Consider the following 21,507-nt stretch of genomic DNA (forward strand, 5'->3'; position numbering starts at 1 on the left):
GCACCGGCCTGTCTACAGATTGGCATCCACGCGATACCGCAGGGAGTCCCCGAAAACAAGCTTTTGCACGCCTTCCACCCGGTAGCCGGACAGATTGCCTGTACCCGGCTCTGCAGTCAGGCTGATGTTTCTTTTAGAATAGAACAGCAGATTTTCTTCCAGCACTACCGCTTCGAGGCGCTCCAGCTTCTGAGTAGGCGACACGGTAAGCTGCAGGCGGTCGACAGGGGCGGCCGCCTCGGCATCTTTTGTGAAGGTGCTCACCGTGCTACCGTTGGGCAAGGTATGGCGCTCTTCTCTGTAAAAGTCTCGCAGGGCTGGGCGACTCAGGTCCACCTCCTGAAAAATGGCCAGTTCTTTTTCCCAGTCCATTTCCTCTATCTGAATGGTCTCAGTCGGCTGCCCTTTGGTGATCACCGACTTGAGCACCGGTGGCTGCTCCTGCTGCAGACGAGCCGTCTGCTCCTGCAGGTAACCAGTCAGGTCATAGGCCGGCGCCTTCCCCGCTGCGAGCGGCGGAGTAGGCCGCTCACAAGCCGTAAGGCCTCCCAGCAGGGCAAATAGTCCGATGATGCGGTAGCTGCTCAACTTACTGCGCTTTCTGAAGAAGTGATTCACCCGTCATCTCCAACGGCTGCGCTATACCCATCAGTTCGAGTACGGTAGGAGCAATGTCGCCCAGTTTACCAGGTCGTAGGGTGCCTCTGTAGTCGTTGCTCACCAGTACGCAAGGCACCAGGTTGGTGGTATGGGCGGTATTGGGCGTACCGTCCGGATTGATCATGTAATCGGCGTTGCCATGGTCTGCTATCACGATCACATCGTAGTTGCTTCCAAGAGCTGCGTTTACCACCGCTTCAGCGCAACGGTCTACCACTTCGCAGGCTTTCACTGCCGCCTCAAACACGCCGGTATGGCCCACCATGTCGGGGTTGGCAAAATTAAGGCAGATAAAGTCGGCTGTTTGCTTCTGCAGTTCAGGCACAATGGCGTCGCGGATGTCGTAGGCGCTCATCTCAGGCTGCAGGTCATAGGTGGCCACCTTCGGTGATGGGCACAGCAGGCGCTTCTCACCATCGAAAGGCACCTCGCGGCCACCCGAGAAGAAGAAAGTCACGTGTGGGTACTTCTCCGTTTCGGCGATGCGGATCTGCTTGCGGCCTGCCTTGGCCACTACCTCACCGAGGGTATTGTTCAGGTTGTCTTTGTCGAAAATAGCCTCCACACCCACGAAAGTGTCGTCGTAGTTGGTCAGGGTGGTATACCGCAGGTTGAGCTTGTGCATGTGCTGCTCCGGGAAGTCCTGCTGCGTAAGCGCTTGTGTGATCTCGCGGCCACGGTCGGTGCGGAAGTTGAAGCAGATCACCACATCGCCTTCCTTGATGGTCGCGATCGGCTGCTGCTCGTTGTTTACCTTGACGATCGGCTGGATGAACTCGTCCGTGACACCGGCATTGTAAGAATCCAGCACCGACTTGATCAGGTTCTGCGAAGGCGAGCCCTTGCCGTGCACCATCAGGTCGTAAGCCAGTTTCACGCGCTCCCAGCGGTTATCGCGGTCCATGGCGTAGTAGCGGCCGATTATCGAGGCGATAGTGCCGGTCGTGTTTTCGAGGTGCTGCTCCAGGTCGTTGATATACTTCACGCCGCCTTTGGGATCCGTGTCGCGGCCATCCATAAAAGCGTGGATGTATACCTTGTCCAGGCCATAGTCGAAGGCGGTGGTGCAGAGCGCCTTGAGGTGGTCAATATGAGAGTGAACGCCACCGTCTGATAACAGACCGATCAGGTGCACGTCCTTTTTGTTTTCTTTAGCGAAGGTATAGGCGCCTGCCAGGGCCGGCATAGAGGCCAGTTTGTGCTCGGCAATAGACTTGTTGATGCGCACCAGGTCCTGGTACACCACACGGCCGGCGCCCAGGTTCATGTGCCCCACTTCCGAGTTGCCCATCTGCCCCTCCGGGAGTCCCACGGCCTCGCCGGAAGCCTGCAGCGTGGTATGCTGGTACGTCTGAATGATGTGATCGTAAAAGGGCGTGTGCGCCTTATGAATAGCTGAAACCTCTGGGTGGGTGGCGATTCCCCACCCGTCCAGAATCATGAGCATTACCTTTTTATCCATGGTGCAAATATAAGATAATCTGTGGTGCCTTATCTGCCTAAAAAGCTGATTTGTGGTTTGATGCTGGGAAGCCTGCCAGGAAATGCTTAAATTGTAACATACGTCAGCAATAATGTCTCACTTCAACTGGCAAACGCTGATTTGTTGTTCCGAATTTGGTGAACGCACGTGGCATAGTCCAAGCCTTTGTAACGTCAGGTATAATTATACCGTTACATCGGAATATATTGATTATCCCTTTTATATTTAGGTACTTGCTGATGACTTTTGTTGGCATAGTTTTGGCAGATAGAGAGGCGAGATTACTTATACACCTTATGAAAAACTTTAAAAACATTGCTGTAGTACTTTTCCTGGCCTTTGTCACCACCTTATTCGCTTCCGGACAGGCTGTGGCCCAGAAAGACGTGTTCAACGGAGTGGAGGCAGCTCTAAAGGCGGGCTCTGCCAAGGACCTGGCCAAGCACTTCGACAGCAAGGTAAGTCTGTCGTTTGCCGATGAGAAGGCTACCGACTACAGCAAGACCCAGGCAGAGTTTGTGATGAAGAACTTTTTCAGCAAAAACCCGCCTACCGGCTTTGCCTACAACTTCCCGACGCCGAGTGAATCTGTGAGAAAAGACAAGCGTTATGTGATCGGTACCTACACGCATCGCAACGGTTCTTACACCACTTTGATCCGTGTAAAGGAAGCAGGAGGCAAATTCCTGATACATTCTATCGATTTCATTAAAGATTAAGAAGATAATAGTGATATTTTTAGCAAGGCTCGGGGTATATACCGGGCCTTTTTTTATTTTTGCACCGTGAAAGCATCATACCTGACAGAAAAAAGCATAGCCGAGTTTATATCCAGCGCCCTGGCCGAGGATATAGGCGATGGCGACCACTCGTCGCTGGCTTCTATTCCGAACGATGCCCGGAACCAGGCGAGGCTGCTGGTGAAGGGTGACGGCATACTGGCTGGCGTGGAGCTGGCCGGTTATATCTTCAAGCAAGTAGACCCTGACCTGCAGATAGAAGTGCTGCTGCAGGACGGTGCCGAAGTGAAGTATGGCGATGTGGCCCTCACCGTAAAAGGCAAGGCACAATCCATCCTCACGGCCGAGCGACTGGTGCTCAACTGCATGCAGCGCATGAGCGGCATCGCCACCTATACCCACTACCTGAACTCGCTGATTGCCGGCACGAAGGCCAGACTGCTGGACACCCGCAAGACCACGCCGAACTTCCGCATCATGGAAAAGTGGGCCGTTTTGATTGGCGGCGGCGTGAACCACCGCTTCGGCTTGTTCGACATGATCATTCTGAAAGACAACCACGTGGACTATGCGGGCGGTATACGCGAAGCGATAGAAGCCACACAGCGTTACCTGAAGGAGAAAGGCAAAGACCTGCGCATTGAGGTAGAGACACGCAACCTCGACGAAGTGAAGGAGGCTCTCGAGACCGGAGGCATCCACCGCATCATGCTCGACAACATGACGCCGGAGATGATGCGCGAAGCGGTGGCCCTGATCGGTGATCGCTTCGAAACCGAGGCATCGGGCGGCATTACAGAGGCGACGATCGCAGAGGTGGCCAAATGCGGCGTTGACTTTATTTCGGTGGGCGCGCTTACGCACTCCATCAAGAGCATGGACCTGAGCCTGAAGGCTTATTAATTGAACTTATACCTGTCCGATAAAGGACAGGCGCTTATTTTTTTATTCTTTATGCAACAGAATCAACGTTACCGGATGCAGTCAGGTGCTGCTCCGAATGCCATTCGTACCAAAAAGTACCAACTGGAGAAAAATACTTTTACAGGTATAGCTTTGGCCAAGGTATGGCGCAAAGACTGGTGGATGGCCCTTATTCCGCTGGTGCTGTTTCTGCTGCCGGCTGTGTTTAGCTTTTCCTGGTGGTGGGTAGCAGGTGCTATCCTGGTTACGCTTATCTTTGTGCTGCTCCGTTCGGCTCAGGTGATGGGTGTGACACAGATGGAGCAGGGCAATCCGCTGTTCGAGAAACTGAGCTACGAGATTGACTCCCGCCAGATCCTGCTGAAGCGCAACGAGCGCGAAGGCATGGCCCTGACCTGGGACATGATCGGGTCGGTGGAGCGCAAGGGGCAGGCCTACCTGCTGTGGCTGAAGCCTCCTACAGCTGCGCAACTGCCTGGCGGCTGGAGAGGCTGGCTGGCCAAAAACTTTCAGGCGCCGGTATTTGTAATGATGCCATTCCGCATCTTCAACAACCCGAACGACCTCAAATTGCTGGAGTCGATGCTGCGCCGCAAGGAGCTGCTTGCCTAGTGGTTTCAAAACCAAAGCCTGTATACCTGTCGTACTAAAGGATTTGCTACTGCGCTGTGCAGTAGAGTTTTAAAATAAGGACCTATAACCTATAAATAGAGATGAATAAGAACGTACTTGCAGTATTCGCCGCAGTTTGTGGTTTGTTTATGATTTCGTGCGATACGCCAAAAGACCTGCGCCCTGAGGCGAAGGTGTCTAATGATACAGTTCCTCCGGGGACGCGCGGCACCTACAACGTGTCTGATGCCGGTGGTGAGGCTGCCGCACATGGTACTGAGGGCCACAGCGCACAAGAAGAGGTTATGCCAAACCACGACCAGGGTGCCAAAACAATACAGCCAGGCGACAGCGTTCGCGAAGGTGCTGTAACGAATTCACCAGCAGGCGCCGATAAGCAATAAGTAATCGCTTTTACGCTGATAAGAGAAAGTCTGCCGCTACTGTCATTGCAGTGGCGGCAGACTTTTTTTAGGGGCTGCTATACCTGCCAACGTTGGCTGCGTATACCCATGTTCCGAAAATAAAAGAGTATATTTGCATCCTTATTGCTATTGCGCAGCTCCTATGGCCCAACAGGAAGAATGGTTCAGCACCTGGTTTGACTCCCCTTACTATCATATCCTTTACAGCAACCGCGACGATCACGATGCCCGGCTGTTCATGGATAACCTGCTGGCTTACCTGCACCCAAAACCCCAACACAAAATTCTGGACCTTGCCTGTGGCAAAGGCCGTCACTCCCTTTATCTGAACCAGTTAGGCTACGATGTAACAGGTATAGACCTGTCAGAGAAAAGCATTGCCTACGCCCGGCAGTACGGGAACGAGCGGCTGCACTTCGATGTGCACGACATGCGGGAGGTATACAAACCCGAGGCATTCGATTTTGTGCTGAACCTGTTCACGAGCTTTGGCTACTTCGAGAGCGAAACCGAAAATGTGGTATCCCTGAAAGCCGCTGCCACCAACCTGAAGCACGGCGGCAAACTGGTCATCGACTTTATGAACACCGACCGTACCATCGAGCGCCTGGTGTCGCATGAGCAGAAAGAGATACAGGGCATTCTGTTTGATATCAGCCGTAAGGTGGAGCACGACTTTATAGTAAAGACCATTCGCTTTGAGGACAAGGGTCGTGATTACTGCTTTGAGGAGCGTGTACGGGCCTTGCGCCAGGAAAACTTTATGGAGTACTTCCGTATTGCGCAGCTGCGCCTAGGTGAGGTGTTTGGCGACTACAAGCTGCAGCCTTTCGACCCGGAAAAGAGTGAGCGCATCATTTTCGTGCTAAAAAAATAACGCGGTATGATCATAGCTATACTTGTGCTCTTCTTCACGGTGGTGCTTTCCAGCTTCCTCGTCAAGGTATTTCCGCCAGACAACAGCCGTTGGCTAAAGATGGCACTCGCCTTCAGTGGTGCTTATCTGTTCACCATCACCATCGTGCACCTGCTGCCCGATGTATTGGTTGGCAACGCAAGCCCGCATCGTGTTGGTTACTGGGTGCTGGCCGGCTTCTTTTTGCAGCTGGTGCTGGAGCTTTTCTCGCATGGGGTGGAGCACGGGCATATGCATACCAACCACAATGGGCACGCGCATGCCGGCACCATGCCTTTTCTGCTGCTGGGCTCGCTGTTTATTCACTCCTTTCTGGAGGGCAGTATACTCGTAGAGGGTGGCGAGCAACATGGGGGGCACCACCACGGGGGGGAGAATTTTTATGCGGTGCTGCTAGGTATAGCCATCCACCACATACCGGCTGCATTTGCACTGATGTCTGTGTTGATGTCGCGCATCGGCTCTTTCCGAAAGGCCTTTTTGTGGCTGCTGATATTTGCCATCGGGGCGCCACTGGGTATACTGGTGAGCAACTACATCATAAAAGATAATGTTGGCGGTGAACTGGTCTTTACTGCGCTGACAGGCCTGGTAGCCGGTAACTTCCTGCACATTTCTACCACCATTCTCTTCGAAACGAGCCCCGACCACCGTTTCAACCGCAACAAACTGCTGGCAACTCTGTTTGGGCTGGGCCTGGCCCTGCTCACGGATCTGATGTAGGTATAGCTGATGCCAGGAGGTAGAGCGGTCTTACAACAGGTATAGGTTTAATGAACTCAGGTAGGGTATGCTATACCCTAGGCAGATAGGCCATCTGGTGCTTAGTGCCGCGATCGGGCAGGTATAGCGCCGGCCTAAAAACAAAAAAGGCTGATCTAGATCAGCCTGTCTTCAATGAGGTCTAAAGAAAAATTACATGATGGTGGAAAGCAGGGTAGCCGCGAGCGCTTTCAGAGCCAGCACGATCGTGCTCGACTTCACTGTCAGGTCAGATGATTCCTCCTCTTCCGATCCGGAAGAAAGGTCGTTGAAGAAAGAAAGCGGACTCTCCAGCACATCAGCATCCAAAACCGATTTTTGCTTTTTAGGAGTAGCGGGCTTTGTGTCGTCTGTGCTAGCGGTAGTGCTGGCGCCAGGTGCTCCAACTGTAGTTGCTTCAGCTGTGGCTTTCCCGTTGTTCAGGTTGGCAGCACTAGGCGTAATAGTTACACCCAACAACAAGATTGTTGCAAGACCAGCTGTCACTGAAAGGGATTTCCACTTTTTAAGCATGCCCGAAATTATGATTTAAAATACAGTATTCCAAATGATTAATAGGAATATTTGGGGCTTTTTCAAAAATTACAGTAAGTAACGTCTCAAAGGTGGTCAGTGTATAAACATCATGTGCTAACGTAGAGGGGCTGGCTTCACCACCTTCACCTCTACCGGTGCTATACCTGCACTAATGTAGTCCAGGCGCTTGGCTGCGGCCTCACTCAGGTCTATCACACGGCCCTTTACGAATGGCCCCCGGTCTGTGATGCTCACCTTCACGGATTTCTTCGTCTGCAAATTGGTGACTTTCACTTTAGTGCCAAAGGGAAGCGTGCGGTGGGCTGCTGTAAGCTTCCTGCGATTATAGGCCTCTCCGTTGGCCATCTTACGGCCATGCAGTTTGTTGCTGTAGTAAGATGCCTTGCCCGCTTCGGTATAGCCGCGCTGCCCCGCAGCGGGTTTTGTGCTAGTGCAGGCTCCCGCAGTGAACAAAGTAAAAGCAATAAGCAAAGTGCCGCAGAAATGTTGTAAGCGCATAGATATTCGCAATAGGTATAGATCAGCTTAATTTAAACCTAAACGGCATCTTTCCCAAAGAATTGCCTGATCTCGTGCTGTAGCTGGTTTAAGTTAACCTTTTCCAAAGGATGATGCATGTTCGGGAACACCTGCAGACTGGCGTTAGGGAGATGCTGGTAGGCCCAGGCTGTCTCCTGCAGACTGACCATGTTGTCGCGGTCGCCGACGCTAATGCGAACAGGTATAGGTATGCGCGACAGCGTTTCTTCAGTGAGCAAAGGCTGGCTACCCAGGTGTTGCATCATGTCGGCTGTGCGGCGCATGACCTCTTGCCATTCGTTAGGCTGGTGACGCCCGGCGAGAACAGTGGCAAAAGCAGGCACTTTTTCCTGTACCTTCTCCGGTTGCAGCATTTTGACTTCCTTCGCAGCTGCTTCAGGGCTCCAGGCAAATTTAGTTGCCAGTGTGAAGATGCGGCCTACCCGATCCGGGTACTGAAGCGCCAGGTATAGCGCTACGTAACCACCCATGCTATACCCGAATATGTCGACCTGCTGCAGTTGGTGTTGGTCCAGGTAGCGCAGCACATCCGCTGCAAACAACTCCATACGGAAAGGCCCTTGAGGCAATGCGCTACCACCATGCCCTTGGAAGTTGGGGGTATGCACTCTAAAGTCTGCCGCGAGCAACTGCTGCAGGGGCTGCAGGGTACTGGCTGCGCCCAGGGCACCGTGGAGTAAGAGCAGATCAGGCATAAGCTGTGTTAATGCTTTACCTGGTAGTTGTAGACATCTACTGCCTGTGTCAGCTTGTCTTTGCGGAAAAGCTGAATAACCAGCGGCACGGCTATGAGCCCGGCTCCCGCATACACTGCCGGCGACACATTAACAGAATTCGGATTAGTAGAGCTCTGGGAAGACGAAAGCAAACCGTACGTCAGCAGGCCCGCGCCGGCTATACCTACCACTGTCGAGATGGTCTTCTCGCGCTTGTGACGCTGGATCAGCACCATGCTGGAAGCGTTGTCCGCCAAGGCCTGCTCCAGGTTCTGCTGGTTGAAAGTCATCAGGGGGCCGTTGTCTTTGGAGAAGAAGTAAATGCGGCGCCGGCTGGTGCGTGGCATGCCGTACCCGTACGGCTGGTAGCCCATGGCTGCATAATCGATCGTAGTGGTGTAGAACTTAGAGACGCGCGGTCCCTCCATGATTCGCTTGGCAAAAGAGTCGAAACGGTTGCCGGCAGCCACTCTGGCAAAATAGCCATCATTGTTCTGATACACATCCACCAGCTCCGGGGAATACTTGAGCGTATCGTCAACCAGGAAGAAATCCTGCTTAAAAATAGGCGACTTGTACTGGACCCTGTTGCCGTATACCACCTGGCCGTTGCGCAGTTGCAGAAAGTGCCGGCCCTTCTGGCGTTGCGGCTGGTAGTTTTCCTGAGAGTATTCCTGCGCTTGCAGGCCAAGGCTTAAAAACAAGCAGGCAAAAAGGGCAAAGATTGTCTTGTTCATGTATAGGGTGATTTCAGCTGTAATTCAAAATAGGCTTGTTCAGAAAATAACCACGAGCATCACGAGCATTCCGGCCAGTGCCAGGTATACCCAACTCATCAGTTGGCCCCTATGCTTGCTGGGCACAATATTGCTCACCAATACAACGGCTATCAATACGCATAATATATACAATAGTATAAAAGTAACGGCTTTTACCCAATTCGGCACTATCGTATTTTCCGCCTGATACTGGTCATCCATGCCCATGCCGGACACCAGATAGCGCAGCAGGAAAAACACCACAACTTCGAACACTATAAAGAAAAACAGACCATAAAGCCTGTCGCTTTTCTGCTCAGCCATTTTGCCGAATTTAGGTATACAAAAGCTAGCTTTCAGAAGCAGTGGGCGGCTGTAGCCGGGTTGTGTGCTTCTTCACTTAAATATAACAACAGCAAGCAGATATGTTGCCATGCGCAGCGCGATTTAGAATTGCGCGTATACTTCGGTTGCTAAGTCCGGCAAACTTTAATCATATTGCTAAGATAGTATATATGAGTTTTGGCATGCTGTTTGTCCTTAATTAACAGGCACATATATAGATATGGTTGCCAAATGCATTGTAAAGATGTTTCTAATTAGTGCAATTTATGGTAAGATTAAAAGAATATGCTTGCACATCTTTTATAATGTGAAACAATTTCAGGGTGAGAACCCGTTAAAATACCAGATGAATGTAGGGCTATGAGGTTATTAAGGAATATTAAATTAGACAATCACTATTTTAACTACGGTGACAAGACTCGTAAGATCTTTAGCATAGGCTATGAAGACCTCACGACGCTTATTTATTATCAGGACAACAACAACAACTATACGTTAGTAATATCGAAGGAAGACGACCCGCCGCTTATAGTCGAAAAAAAGATATCGCGCGCGGAAGCGTTTAGATTAATGAATACCCGGCCCTGAAGCCGGGTATTTTCATTTACAGCTAACTATGAACAAATGGAATAAGTATTACAGAATTGCCTTTTGGGGAGCCGTACTAACCTTTATAACCCAATTAATCATCTCATTAGCAGTAGACCCCTATTTGGCGTCAGTCTTTGCTCCTTTTTACGCAGTGTGGGGCATCACCGCTGTGGTGGGTTGGCGGCATGAACATCCGCGTCGATAACAAGCTTATAGTTGCTGGATATCAATCTGTCGTGGATGGAGCGCCGCGTCATGGTAAGGCAGTTTAACCCGCAACTCACCGTCCTTGTAGAAAGCCTCGATGCGGCCCAGGTCAATCTGTGGAGGCAACATGAAAATGCGGTTAAACATTGGCACTGCTACCTCGGGATTATCCTGACTCTGCAATACAGAGAATATAGTGAGCTGGTTCTGGTGCAGTACCACTTTGAACGACTCCGGATTGACACTGGCAGCCCAAACATTGATGACAGCACTTTTCTTTTTCTTTCTAATCTCAGTATATGTCTCGCTCACACCGCCACCTACTGTGTTAAGTAAGTCGATGTGATGAGCGATGTTTCGTAAAAACTCTTTATCCTTTATAATTTTCATCTCTCTCTTCTCTAAGTTTTCAGAGAATACTGATGCAAAAGAGGTGCCAATAGCCTGCAACGTCAAATTGGCTGATAAACCTCTAGGAAAGTGCCTTTCATATGTCAAAATGGCCTTTTCAGCTCTTCTACTTCAATGAATGTTGTGGTACCGGTTCAGGTATAGCGAGTCTGTGGTGACTAAAATTTGATACAATAAATACGATGTTGTTTGGATGGGCTTTTATCCCATAACGGTGCAATTATTCCCATTTATGGAAATATTCCGGCTTATGTATGGCTATTTGCTGAGGACCATTATGATAGATGATAAAGATCACTTTTTCGATGGTTTCTAGTAATGTATTGATCCACATTCATTTACGCTTTAGAGGTAGTGCCCAGTTTCCTATTTTATTGGACTTTATTAGAAATAAATAGTTTTATAATAGGCTGGCATACTTCTTTCATATATAGGGATATAAGAAAGCAAGTTATGAAATACATTTACCCACTTACCAACATCCTATTCACGATTAGCAAAGTTAAATCTTTACAACTCGTGAAGGTATTAATACTGTGTGCATTAACGCTAACTAGTCTAGGTGCATTTGCTCAGGGTCAGGATGTGATAGATATACAACCTAAGTGTACATTAGCAAATCAGCCATTAAATTTGGTCATTACGAGAATTAGTGGAAATGACTTTAATGGAAGCACCTTGGTAACTGTAAAAGGTCAAGCAATTGCCGTAAACTCCTATACAAAAGACCAAATGCAGATTACAGTCCCTGCTAGCTTGATAGCAACTGCAGGTACTGTTGACATTGTTACGACTACAGCAAATAAGGACTCACAAGCAAGCGGGCTTACGGTTGTGGGGCCTTTGTCTATTTCATCGACTCCTGGTTGTAACCGTGCTACAATGACTGCGTCGGGAGCTCCTGCCCGAGGCAGCTACCGCTGGTATAGAGAGTCCATCGGAGGACAGCCTATCGCAGGTGCTACGACGTCAAGCTACACTGCAACAGAAGCTAGGACCTATTATGTTTCTATTGTTACTCCGAGCGGGTGCGAAACTACACGCATGCCTGTAACAGCTGTATTCTTGCAAAAATCTTTTGCAAACACGGAATTTGTAAAGCAAAGCTACGAACCAGGTAAGCCAGGTATAATTAAGGTCAACTCAGAAGTTATCGACAAGGGGCATGCTGTGAGTATAAAATGGCAATCCGTGAACGCGGTTACTGGTGTGGTTACTGAATTAGGAGTTACCGAAGCTCCTGTGCTTTCACCTGCATCACTTCAAATAGCATCCATGCCTGGAGGTGATACGTACTTTCAGGCTACAATCATCCCTAATGCCACTGTATGCTATGATGAGTCATCTCTTTTCGTAACTTCTCAGGAGATCGTCTCCCTTCCCGTAGAACTGGTTTCTTTCAAGACACAATCTACCGAAGATGGCGTTCAGCTTAGCTGGAAGACGGCTTCTGAGCTGGATAACAAAGGCTTTGAAGTAGAAGTGTCAACTGATGGCAAAAACTTCAGGAAGATAGCTTTCGTGGAAAGCAAGGTAGGTACTACGTCACTCACACAGAACTATGGCTTCCTTGATACAAAAGCAACAAGTGGCACAAACTACTATCGCCTGAAGCAAATTGACTTTGATGGAGCATTTGAATACTCTAAAACCGTAGCTGTGAACCTGACGCTAGTATCTTCTTCAACTGTATACCCTACTTTGGCCACCAGTGATATTACAGTAAGACTGGCTTCTTCTGACGAGCAGGTGACAATTGCCGTGGCGGATATGGCCGGAAAGCAGCTGTTGACAGTTAATAATCCGTCAGAGCGCCAGGTAGTGTTGCCTGTGCAGCAGTTGCAGCAAGGTATTTACTTTGTCACAGTGATCTCCGGCACACAAAAAGAAGTGTTCCGCTTCGTGAAGCGCTAATTTAAGTTTTACCTGCCGATAATGAAGGGACTGGCCTGTAAGGCTGGTCCCTTTTGTTTTGCTAGGAGGTGGGATCTTGCATGGTCACCAGGGAGACTGCATAAGGGTGCACTTGTTACAGACAGCATGGGTAATTGAAGGAAATGCAGGCATAATTATATTTTTACTATACAATTTTTTTATCCCCACACAGGTGCCCGGTACTTCATATGGGCAATTCGTTACTTGTACACCTTATTTTATGCTTGGTAATCAGTCTTTATGCGCCATGCCCTGAAGCTCTTACTGGTTTGCCAAATCGACAATCTCCACCATAGTATATGTCTGTGAGTTCGAGCCAAAGCAAAAGTGCAATTTCAGGTATTGCTTGTATACAGTAACTGAGTATATTTGCAACTCAGATGCAGTTGAAGGGAAGGCTTACTAATGGTCAGTCACTTTCAGAACGACCTGGTAATTCTGGTAAACAGGATGCTAAGAGGTTATGATAGTGCTGGAGCTGCTACGGCTTGGCTGCAAGAAACGCGGCCTCTGCTAAAGTAAGCTTAACTTGAGCAAACCTCTCCCTGCTATTATCTGAAACCTCAGCCGCTCTAAGCCTTATTTACAATACTAACTAACTACCTGAGAGGGAATTCTCTTGATGCAACTTTACTTTCAAAACAGCTTTGTCAAGCTTTCTTATGACAGGGCAAATAGGCTTGGTAAAGCCGAATGGTTTGGCCGTCTGCATGGCGCTGAGCTCAGAGAAGCTTACCTGCTTTGCCATGATATGATTAACCGTTTTTCACTGACGAAGTGGCTGGCTGATGATCGCCTGATGGATAATATATCGCCTGCAGACCTAAAATGGAGCCTGGAAGTGCATGTCCCGCAAATGGCTAAAAGTTCTTTGAAGCGCTTAGCCCGTATACCTTCAAAGTACGAAACAAATCGCGAGGCTGTTGGGGTTATGATTAACAAAGGATACACGTTTGATTCCCCTTTGGAGCTTCGGGATTTTGAAGATGAAAATGAAGCGATGAAGTGGTTGCTGGAGCCCTCCCGGGTGTCAGCTGCTGCCAGTTCTATTTAGTCCTGTAAGCTCTATTCGTCATGAAGCCGCTGATATTTGTCAGGGGCTTTTGGTTTTTAATCGCTGGGTCATGTGGCTAACGGCCAAACAGTAGATTCTAGCAAGGATGATAGCAGAGGTAGTATATGGGGGTGATAAAGTCTGATTGTGGATTTCAGGTCACCACTATGCTTTAATTTATATTGACAGAGGTAAGAGCTTAGCCTTATACGTCAGTAGGAACTTTGGCTCAAAAAGACCTCGCGGTTTCCGAAGGTCCCGCGAGCTTCTGGTGGAAAGGCTGTTGCTTCGCGGAAAGGTAGTTGGTGGGGTCAGACACTTGTGGGTCCGTGGGGTGTAAAGACGCCGCGACGTCTGTGGGATTTGTGTTGATGCAAATCATGCTGTAGCAAGCCAATTTTCGCCTGCACTAATCAATAGTTGATCAAACAGCTTTATTAAGTCTTTTTCTGATTTTACGTGCTCTGTGGAGTACTGACTAATTTGATAGTCGTAGCAAGTCTCTAAAACCGAAGCCACCTCACTAGGCTTGTTAGAACACACTACTAATTGCGTATTAGGTCTATTGAAATGAGTACGGAGAAGCCGTTTTAGATGTGGCTCAGTCTTAAAGGAATTTCCTATTGTGATAACTTTGTCACATACTTTTAGTTGACGCTCCAACTCCAGAAAGTTTGCTGAGAGTACAGGGTCCTCTATGATGGCTGCTTCCTTACAATTAGGATCATCATAGATCATTACTGGATTATGATTAGCGACACCCTTATCTAATTTTCGGGTACTATCGATATCTCTAAAGTATCTATATGAACCATGTAAATGAGCTATTTTACAATTCGCTTTTCTGAAAAGCCAATCATCAAAGCGTCCGTGTATAAACCCATCTTTCAGTATAAATTTTCTTTTTGACTCATCTTTACAGTAATATGTGAATAAGCTATCAATTATTCCATCATAGTTTGTAGTGCATAAATATAAATTTTCAACTCTGTTCTTCAGCAAGTACTGAATAGATCTTCCCAAATTAGGTAGTGCATTGTGTATATATGAATAACCGCCGCTAGCTTCAAATTTTATAAATTGCTCCCCGACTTCCTGCATCCTTCCTTTAATTCGAGCGGAGAACTCAGCAGCATCAATTGGACTATCATCTCCCCTTCCAATAAATTTATTATATGCTTTTTGAATGCCAACTACTGCTTCTAGAAGTTCTTCTCCGTGCTTGGTAGTAATAATATTGTTGAATGGAGACAGAAGCAGGTCAAGGTGACCCCAAAGCCTATTTAATCTGCTAATCTCTTCATGAAGGGGAATACCTTCTTTTGTATAAATATTTTGTGACTTAACTATGCCTGCCGCCATATTGTTAAATCCGCTCCCTATGAAGCATACTATTTTCATCCGTTTTATTTACTTATTAGTTCGTTAGATTGGGACATCAGTATTCTACCCACTGATGGAGAGCCAGTGGTAACACAGGGTGTATGTAATTAGAGCAAAAAAGAAGGAGGACACTAAGCCCTCCTTCTTCAGTTATGTTACGATCCGCAAGCTTCGCAAGAGTCCGGGTCATCCAGGCTGCAGGCCATGTCGCTGCGATTCTGATCCTGGTTGTAAACTGGCTCCAGCGTCTCAGCGGCTTGTTTCTCTACTGTGAACTTGATAGCGTCTACAGCGGCTTTGGTGCGCAGGTAGTACATACCTGTTTTCAGGCCTCTCTTCCAGGCGTGGAAGTGCATCGAAGTCAGCTTGCCGAAGTTCACGTTCATCACGTGCAGGTTCAGCGACTGGCTCTGGCAAATGTAAGCACCGCGGTCAGCACTCATATCGATTACCGTACGCTGGCTGATCTCCCATACCGTCTTATACAGGTCTTTAATGTTCTGCGGGATGCTCGGGATGTCCTGCACCGAACCGTTGGCTGCGATGATGGCGTTCTTCATCTTGTCATTCCACAGACCCAGGCCGATCAGGTCTTTGAGCAGGTGCTTGTTCACCACCATGAACTCGCCTGACAGCACGCGACGCACATAGATGTTAGAAGTATAAGGCTCAAACGATTCGTTGTTACCCAGAATCTGCGCAGTAGAGGCAGTCGGCATTGGAGCCAGCAGCAGGGAATTGCGTACCCCGTGCTTCACTACTTCCTGACGCAGCTCTTCCCAATCCCAACGTCCGCTGTTTGGTGTAACACCCCACATATCAAACTGGAATTTCCCTTCTGACAGTGGCGAACCTTTGAATGTCTCGTAAGCACCGTTCTTCTTGGCCAGATCCTTGGAAGCCGTCATAGCTGCAAAGTAGATCGTCTCGAAGATGTCTGTGTTCAGGCCTTTGGCTTCGTCGCTTTCAAACGGCATACGCAGCGCAATGAAAGTATCGGCAAGCCCCTGCACACCCAAACCGATCGGACGGTGGCGCATGTTGGAGTTCTTCGCCTCAGGTACCGGGTAGTAGTTGATGTCAATTACCTTGTTCAGGTTCAGCGTCACATGGTAGGTCACGTCGAACAGTTTCTGGTGGTCGAACACCTTGTGACCGTTCTCCTCCTTCACGTAGCGTGGCAATGCCAGGGAAGCCAGGTTACACACCGCCACTTCATCGTGACTGGTGTACTCCATGATCTCGGTGCAGAGGTTGGAGCTCTTGATAGTGCCCAGGTTCTGCTGGTTGCTCTTGCTGTTGGCAGCATCCTTGTACAGCATGTACGGTGTGCCTGTCTCGATCTGAGACTCCAGCACGGCAAACCACAAGTCCTGTGCTTTTACCGTTTTGCGGGCACGGCCTTCGCGCTCGTACTTCTCGTACAGGCGCTCAAAGTCTTGTCCCCAGGTGTCGCCCAGTCCAGGTGCCTCGTTCGGGCAGAACAGGCTCCAGTCGCCGTTTTGCTCCACACGCTTCATGAACAAATCTGGCGTCCAGAGAGCATAGAACAGGTCGCGGGCGCGGTTTTCTTCCTTGCCGTGGTTCTTCTTCAGGTCCAGGAACTCGAAGATGTCGGCATGCCATGGCTCCAGGTAGATCGCGAAAGCGCCTTTGCGCTTGCCACCACCTTGGTCCACGTAGCGGGCCGTGTCGTTAAACACCTTCAGCATCGGGATGATGCCGTTAGAGGTGCCGTTGGTGCCTTTGATGTAAGAACCCGTGGCACGCACGTTGTGGATGCTCAGGCCGATACCGCCGGCGCTCTGCGAGATCTGGGCGCACTGCTTCAGTGTGTCGTAGATGCCTGGTATGCTGTCGTCCTGCATGGTGAGCAGGAAGCACGAGGACAGCTGCGGCTTTGGCGTGCCGGCATTGAATAACGTTGGTGTGGCGTGCGTAAACCACTTCTCAGACATGAGATTATAAGTCTCGATGGCAGATTCGATGTCTTCCTTGTGGATACCCACGGCCACACGCATCAACATATGCTGGGGGCGCTCCACGATCTTGCCATCAAGGCGAAGCAGGTATGAGCGCTCCAGCGTTTTGTATCCAAAGTAATCGTAGTTGTAGTCCCGGTCGTAGATGATGGTCGAGTCCAGCGTGTTGGCGTGCTTGCGGATGATCTCGTACACATCCTTGGCCAGCAAGGAAGCGTTCTCGCCCGTCTTCGGGTCCTCGTAGGTATAGAGGCGCTTCATGGTGTTGGAGAACGACTTGCTCGTTACCTTGTGCAGGCTCGAGATGGCCACACGGGCGGCCAGCACTGCATAATCCGGGTGCTTGGTGGTGAGCGACGCAGCCGTCTCTGCCGCCAGGTTGTCCAGCTCTATCGTGCTTACGCCGTCATAAATGCCGTCAATTACTTTTTTGGCCACCTCAATCGGCGACACATAGTCCATGTTCAGACCATAGCACAGCTTCTCGATGCGTGCGGTAATTTTGTCGAATTTGACGGATTCGCGTCGGCCGTCTCGTTTAACTACTAACATAGCGTATACATTTAGCGGGAGTCAAATGCCCGGGTTAATTATAAGGTATAGGTATAAGAGATCCGCTACAGGTATAGCGGGATGATACATGCTAATATTTTCATAGGGAAATACGTTAATATATACGCAATCCGTTGAAATACTATAGTTTAAAAGCTAAAGTCAATTGCTCTCACAAGCTTGGAGGCGAATGCTCCGTCCGGCGCTTGTTGCCAGGTATAGGGTCCGGGGTTGCAGGCACTGGCGCGGGCGGCTATACCTGCGTCCGGATGGTATAAGGTAGTTCGGGAAGGGCCGGACCTGTCGCCCGGCTCCCTGTTATTTCCTAAACTTACTAAGTATTTCAGATTCTTAAAAGTCCTCGTCGAGCGAAAAAACGTTTTTGTCTTTGTCGCCCATCACGCCGGCTTTCTGGTACTCGCCCACGCGCTTCTCGAAGAAGTTGGTCTTGCCCTGCAGCGAGATCATCTCCATAAAGTCGAACGGGTTGGTGGCGTTGTAGAGCTTGCTGCAGCCCAGCGACACAAGCAGGCGGTCGGCTACGAACTCGATGTACTGGCTCATCAGCTTGGCATTCATGCCGATCAGATCTACCGGCAGTGCGTCCGTCACGAACTCCTTCTCAAATTCCACTGCGTCGCCAATGATTTCAAGCACACGGCTCTCAGGCAATTTCTCGTTCAGCATAGAGTAGAGCAGGCAGGCGAAGTCGCAATGCAGGCCTTCGTCGCGGGAGATCAGTTCGTTCGAGAACGTCAGACCAGGCATCAGGCCACGCTTCTTCAGCCAAAAGATAGAGCAGAAAGAACCGGAGAAGAAGATACCTTCCACAGCTGCAAAAGCGATCAGGCGCTCGGTGAAGTTCTCGCTGTTGATCCACTTCAGGGCCCACTCGCCTTTTTTCTTCACGCACGGCACCGTCTCCAGTGCATTGAACAGGTAGTCTTTCTCTGACTGCTTCTTTATATAGGTGTCGATCAGCAGGGAGTAGGTTTCCGCGTGGATGTTCTCCATCATGATCTGGAAGCCATAGAAGCAGCGCGCCTCCGGAAGCTGCACCTCCTGCATGAAGTTGATGGCCAGGTTCTCGTTTACGATGCCGTCGGAGGCGGCGAAGAAGGCCAGTACGTGGCTGATGAAGTGGCGTTCACCGTCGTTCAGGTTCTCCCAGTCTTTCTGGTCCTGCGACAGGTCAATCTCCTCGGCAGTCCAGAAGCTGGCTTCTGCCTTCTTATACATTTGCCACACCTCGTCGTGCTGTATCGGAAATAAAACAAAGCGATTTGGGTTCTCTTGTAGTATTGGCTCCATGCTCGTAAACTTTAATGTTTTTAAACTTACAGCGACACTTCGTTGCTGTTTTATCTGATGTCAAACTCAATAGACAGTGCACCTTGTGATGCATGCGTTTGAGATAACAGGATTTCAAATATAGGGATAAGAACTTGAATTGGCGGGCTAAAGTTGTTCAATTTATTAACACTTTGTTAAGTAGTTGATTTTCTGAAAATTGGGTCGAAATCAACAGCCTTGTTAACATGATAATGTTAACATATATAATGTCCTAAATATAGCAAATGAAATATTAATTCATTGTTAAGTGAAGGAAAGTGCAACCACCGAGTGCATACTGGGGTATTTGGGGCGTTGTGAGCGGGGTAAAATCCAAAAGTTTGCCATTTGAGCTCCTTTGCAGGAGATGGGTGCTGTCTGGATTTTCTGGCTGCTGTGGAAAACGCGGTTTTCGGAGGCGGCTGTCAAAGTGTTGCGGACTAGCGTGTTATGCTTGTTTTTAAAGGGTGCAAAAATATGGAGTGGAGATTTCAACAGCGTTATCCACATAGTTGTGCATAAGGTCTGGAAAAACAGAAAGAATTAAGGAGCAATGATTTGCATATTAAATATAAGACCGCTAATTTTGCAGACTTAAAATTTTTTAAATCATACATTGAAGCTGATGTACGCAATTGTAGAAATCGCAGGTCAACAGACCAAAGTAGAGGCCGGAAGGTTCATCTACGCTAACAAGCTTTCCGGCAATGATGGTGACGCCGTTGAGTTCGCCAATGTTCTTCTTACTGATGATAATGGCACTATTACTTTAGGTGCTCCTTTCGTTAGCGGTGTTAAAGTGGTTGGTAAAATCCTTGGCAACGTGAAAGGCGACAAAGTAATCGTTTTCAAAAAGAAGAGAAGAAAAGGCTATCGTAAGAAGAATGGTCACCGCCAGCACTTCACGAAAGTCCTGATCGAGAGCATTGGATAAGCAGTAAGAAGAAATTAAACGTTGAATTCTTCAGGTGTTTCATCACCCTGAGTAAATAGTTAAACAAAATGGCACACAAAAAAGGAGCTGGTAGTTCTAACAACGGTCGTGAGTCGCATTCTAAACGACTTGGCGTTAAGATTTACGGTGGCCAGGATATCATCGCTGGTAACATCATTGTAAGACAAAGAGGCACTGCACACCACCCAGGTAACAACGTGGGTATGGGCAAAGACCACACACTGTTCGCTATGGTTGACGGTGTAGTTCAATTCAAAAAAGGTGTTAAGAACCGTTCATACGTTTCTGTAGTACCTAAGGTAGAAGCAGAAGCGTAAGCTTTACAGCCTATACCGCCACCCTTGGGTGGCAAAACAGAAAAGGGATGCCATCGCATCCCTTTTCTGTTTTCTAGGCTTTTTGCCTCGGGGCGGTCATGGCCTCAGGGATAGACAGGGGTGCTTCCTCCTGCTTCCCTGCCCGGCCACCCCTCCAGTAGGTATAGAGCCCGACAGCTATACCTGCAGCGCAAAGTACATAAGCCGCGGTCAGGCTCAGGAAGGAAAGCGGTATGCTGCCCAGCACCAGGCTAAGGCCGGTCAGCCAAAGCAAACCATAGCGTATGGGCGCATGCACTGAGGGGGAGTAATTCGCCCTGAACCCGAGCAGGTGTAGGAGTTTGGGAGCTTCCGCCGCCAGCAGTACCAGGTTAAGCAGCAGGAACAAGGCGAGCACATAGGGAGTGCCTTTCCAGTTCTGCGATATGGTAACCAGCAGGATGTTCAGCAGCATGGGGAGCAGAGCAATGCCCCCCAGCGTGCGGTAGCGGAGGGTCAGCAGCATAAACCCCACCACAATCTGGGAGTAGGCGATGAAGCGGGCGAAGAGCCCCAGGCCGAACTCCGCCAGTTTCTCCTCCAGCCACACCGGACCGATCAGGCCCGGGAACCGATGCTCATAGAAAATCTTCGCCATACCTGCCGTAAAGAAGATAAGACCCAGAAAAACGCTGACGCCGTTGAGCGTGAATGTTTTGTAGTTCATGTTTCTGCCCGCCATGATGTTCTAAGGTATTAAGGTATAGTCTTTTATAAATCTATCACAGGAAATTATACCAACCGGCTAATTCTATAGACGATGAGCTATACCTTAGCAGGGACTTCTCACTCTACTTTTTTTGTCATCCTGAAAGGAGCTTGGTAGTAAGTAGCCTCAGCTTAACCCCTCTATGACCAGGTTTCTTAACAGAATGATGGAACATTTAGAGCAGGTTTAAAAATGAAGCGCCGCTGCCTTTGAGGGGGAAACCACACTATGCCAAAGTTTTATTCAGAAAAAGACAACAAGCCCGCAACGCCCCTCGTATACCTAAATAGAAAGAGTTATAGAGTGAAAACAATTAAACTCTTTTAGGAAAGGGATACTTATGGTATCCCTTTCTGTTTTTATACCTTTTTTCCGCAGTCCTTCGCCCCGTTTCCGCCCTCCTTGCCACTATCTTCCTATTCTTTGGCAACAAAAATTCGCCTTTTGCGGATAAGTATGTATCTTTACAGCTTCTTATCAAGAAAGACCGAGGGACAGGGCCCGATGACGTCTTAGCAACCTTGTACCAGCTTGGTGCTAATTCCCTTCTCAGCCATACCTTGGCCGGGAAAAGATAAGAGAGTATACCTGCCTTAGGGTGTCCTTCTTGATAAGCGCTTAC

Annotated in this window: 22 protein-coding genes and 1 riboswitch; of the genes, 10 read left to right on the plus strand and 12 right to left on the minus strand. The window is 49.1% G+C overall.

Features of this window, described 5'->3' with window-relative positions; all coding sequences use genetic code 11:
- Positions 1–12: 12 nt before the first annotated feature.
- Positions 13–588, minus strand: coding sequence for a hypothetical protein (locus Q4E40_RS11800; protein ID WP_303412376.1), 576 nt, complete (start codon positions 586–588; stop codon positions 13–15).
- Between the two features lies 1 nt (position 589).
- A complete protein-coding gene (gpmI, locus tag Q4E40_RS11805) occupies positions 590–2,122 on the minus strand; it encodes a 2,3-bisphosphoglycerate-independent phosphoglycerate mutase (protein ID WP_303412377.1) in 1,533 nt (510 codons plus the stop codon).
- Between the two features lie 317 nt (positions 2,123–2,439).
- On the opposite strand from gpmI, the gene Q4E40_RS11810 reads away from it, so the two are divergent.
- The 6 genes from Q4E40_RS11810 to Q4E40_RS11835 all read left to right on the plus strand — a co-directional run bounded on the left by Q4E40_RS11810 (position 2,440) and on the right by Q4E40_RS11835 (position 6,483).
- Positions 2,440–2,862, plus strand: coding sequence for a DUF4783 domain-containing protein (locus Q4E40_RS11810; RefSeq protein ID WP_303412378.1), 423 nt, complete (start codon positions 2,440–2,442; stop codon positions 2,860–2,862).
- A gap of 66 nt (positions 2,863–2,928) precedes the next feature.
- Positions 2,929–3,786: a carboxylating nicotinate-nucleotide diphosphorylase gene (gene nadC, locus Q4E40_RS11815; protein ID WP_303412379.1), complete on the plus strand. Its 858-nt coding sequence runs from the start codon at positions 2,929–2,931 to the stop codon at positions 3,784–3,786.
- 51 nt (positions 3,787–3,837) lie between these two features.
- Positions 3,838–4,419, plus strand: a complete 582-nt coding sequence (locus tag Q4E40_RS11820) for a hypothetical protein (RefSeq protein WP_303412380.1) — start codon at positions 3,838–3,840, stop codon at positions 4,417–4,419.
- Positions 4,420–4,520: 101 nt separating this feature from the next.
- Positions 4,521–4,823 (plus strand): hypothetical protein, encoded by a 303-nt coding sequence (locus Q4E40_RS11825; RefSeq protein ID WP_303412381.1) that lies wholly within the window; start codon positions 4,521–4,523, stop codon positions 4,821–4,823.
- A 163-nt stretch (positions 4,824–4,986) separates the two neighbouring features.
- The gene (locus tag Q4E40_RS11830) at positions 4,987–5,721 is read left to right on the plus strand and encodes a class I SAM-dependent methyltransferase (protein ID WP_303412383.1); all 735 of its coding nucleotides are present in this window, start codon (positions 4,987–4,989) and stop codon (positions 5,719–5,721) included.
- Between the two features lie 6 nt (positions 5,722–5,727).
- The gene (locus Q4E40_RS11835; protein WP_303412385.1) at positions 5,728–6,483 is read left to right on the plus strand and encodes a ZIP family metal transporter; all 756 of its coding nucleotides are present in this window, start codon (positions 5,728–5,730) and stop codon (positions 6,481–6,483) included.
- Positions 6,484–6,675: 192 nt separating this feature from the next.
- Here the strand turns inward: Q4E40_RS11835 and Q4E40_RS11840 are convergent, their stop codons facing one another.
- The 6 genes from Q4E40_RS11840 to Q4E40_RS11865 form a co-directional block, all read right to left on the minus strand.
- Positions 6,676–7,035 carry a hypothetical protein gene (locus Q4E40_RS11840; protein ID WP_303412388.1) on the minus strand — a complete coding sequence of 120 codons (360 nt, stop codon included), beginning with the start codon at positions 7,033–7,035 and terminating at the stop codon, positions 6,676–6,678.
- A gap of 117 nt (positions 7,036–7,152) precedes the next feature.
- The gene (locus tag Q4E40_RS11845) at positions 7,153–7,557 is read right to left on the minus strand and encodes a septal ring lytic transglycosylase RlpA family protein (protein WP_303412389.1); all 405 of its coding nucleotides are present in this window, start codon (positions 7,555–7,557) and stop codon (positions 7,153–7,155) included.
- A gap of 38 nt (positions 7,558–7,595) precedes the next feature.
- Entirely contained in the window at positions 7,596–8,294 is a 699-nt protein-coding gene (locus tag Q4E40_RS11850) for an alpha/beta fold hydrolase (RefSeq protein WP_303412391.1), read from the minus strand.
- A gap of 8 nt (positions 8,295–8,302) precedes the next feature.
- The gene (locus tag Q4E40_RS11855) at positions 8,303–9,052 is read right to left on the minus strand and encodes a hypothetical protein (protein WP_303412392.1); all 750 of its coding nucleotides are present in this window, start codon (positions 9,050–9,052) and stop codon (positions 8,303–8,305) included.
- Between the two features lie 39 nt (positions 9,053–9,091).
- Entirely contained in the window at positions 9,092–9,397 is a 306-nt protein-coding gene (locus tag Q4E40_RS11860) for a hypothetical protein (protein ID WP_303412394.1), read from the minus strand.
- An 822-nt stretch (positions 9,398–10,219) separates the two neighbouring features.
- Entirely contained in the window at positions 10,220–10,606 is a 387-nt protein-coding gene (locus tag Q4E40_RS11865; RefSeq protein ID WP_303412395.1) for an Hsp20/alpha crystallin family protein, read from the minus strand.
- A gap of 474 nt (positions 10,607–11,080) precedes the next feature.
- Here Q4E40_RS11865 and Q4E40_RS11870 point away from each other — a divergent pair, with 474 nt between their 5' ends.
- Both Q4E40_RS11870 and Q4E40_RS11875 read left to right on the plus strand, forming a co-directional pair.
- Positions 11,081–12,541, plus strand: coding sequence for an Ig-like domain-containing protein (locus tag Q4E40_RS11870; RefSeq protein WP_303412396.1), 1,461 nt, complete (start codon positions 11,081–11,083; stop codon positions 12,539–12,541).
- Positions 12,542–13,184: 643 nt separating this feature from the next.
- A complete protein-coding gene (locus Q4E40_RS11875; protein WP_303412628.1) occupies positions 13,185–13,616 on the plus strand; it encodes a hypothetical protein in 432 nt (143 codons plus the stop codon).
- A 378-nt stretch (positions 13,617–13,994) separates the two neighbouring features.
- On the opposite strand, the gene Q4E40_RS11880 is transcribed toward Q4E40_RS11875, so the two are convergent.
- The 3 genes from Q4E40_RS11880 to Q4E40_RS11890 form a co-directional block, all read right to left on the minus strand.
- Positions 13,995–15,017: a hypothetical protein gene (locus Q4E40_RS11880; protein WP_303412397.1), complete on the minus strand. Its 1,023-nt coding sequence runs from the start codon at positions 15,015–15,017 to the stop codon at positions 13,995–13,997.
- Positions 15,018–15,154: 137 nt separating this feature from the next.
- Positions 15,155–17,533 (minus strand): ribonucleoside-diphosphate reductase subunit alpha, encoded by a 2,379-nt coding sequence (locus Q4E40_RS11885; protein ID WP_303412398.1) that lies wholly within the window; start codon positions 17,531–17,533, stop codon positions 15,155–15,157.
- Positions 17,534–17,884: 351 nt separating this feature from the next.
- Positions 17,885–18,844 carry a ribonucleoside-diphosphate reductase small subunit gene (locus Q4E40_RS11890; protein WP_188500856.1) on the minus strand — a complete coding sequence of 320 codons (960 nt, stop codon included), beginning with the start codon at positions 18,842–18,844 and terminating at the stop codon, positions 17,885–17,887.
- A 646-nt stretch (positions 18,845–19,490) separates the two neighbouring features.
- Between Q4E40_RS11890 and rplU the strand changes: the two genes are divergently transcribed.
- On the plus strand, positions 19,491–19,799 hold the full coding sequence (gene rplU / locus Q4E40_RS11895) for a 50S ribosomal protein L21 (RefSeq protein WP_303412629.1): 309 nt from the start codon (positions 19,491–19,493) through the stop codon (positions 19,797–19,799).
- Positions 19,800–19,867: 68 nt separating this feature from the next.
- Entirely contained in the window at positions 19,868–20,137 is a 270-nt protein-coding gene (rpmA, locus tag Q4E40_RS11900; RefSeq protein ID WP_303412400.1) for a 50S ribosomal protein L27, read from the plus strand.
- A gap of 73 nt (positions 20,138–20,210) precedes the next feature.
- On the opposite strand, the gene Q4E40_RS11905 is transcribed toward rpmA, so the two are convergent.
- The gene (locus Q4E40_RS11905) at positions 20,211–20,843 is read right to left on the minus strand and encodes a hypothetical protein (RefSeq protein ID WP_303412401.1); all 633 of its coding nucleotides are present in this window, start codon (positions 20,841–20,843) and stop codon (positions 20,211–20,213) included.
- Between the two features lie 513 nt (positions 20,844–21,356).
- Positions 21,357–21,466: riboswitch (SAM riboswitch) on the plus strand.
- The last annotated feature ends 41 nt before the right edge of the window (positions 21,467–21,507 follow it).

This window comes from Pontibacter coccineus (assembly GCF_030546575.1).
Classification (GTDB): domain Bacteria; phylum Bacteroidota; class Bacteroidia; order Cytophagales; family Hymenobacteraceae; genus Pontibacter; species Pontibacter coccineus.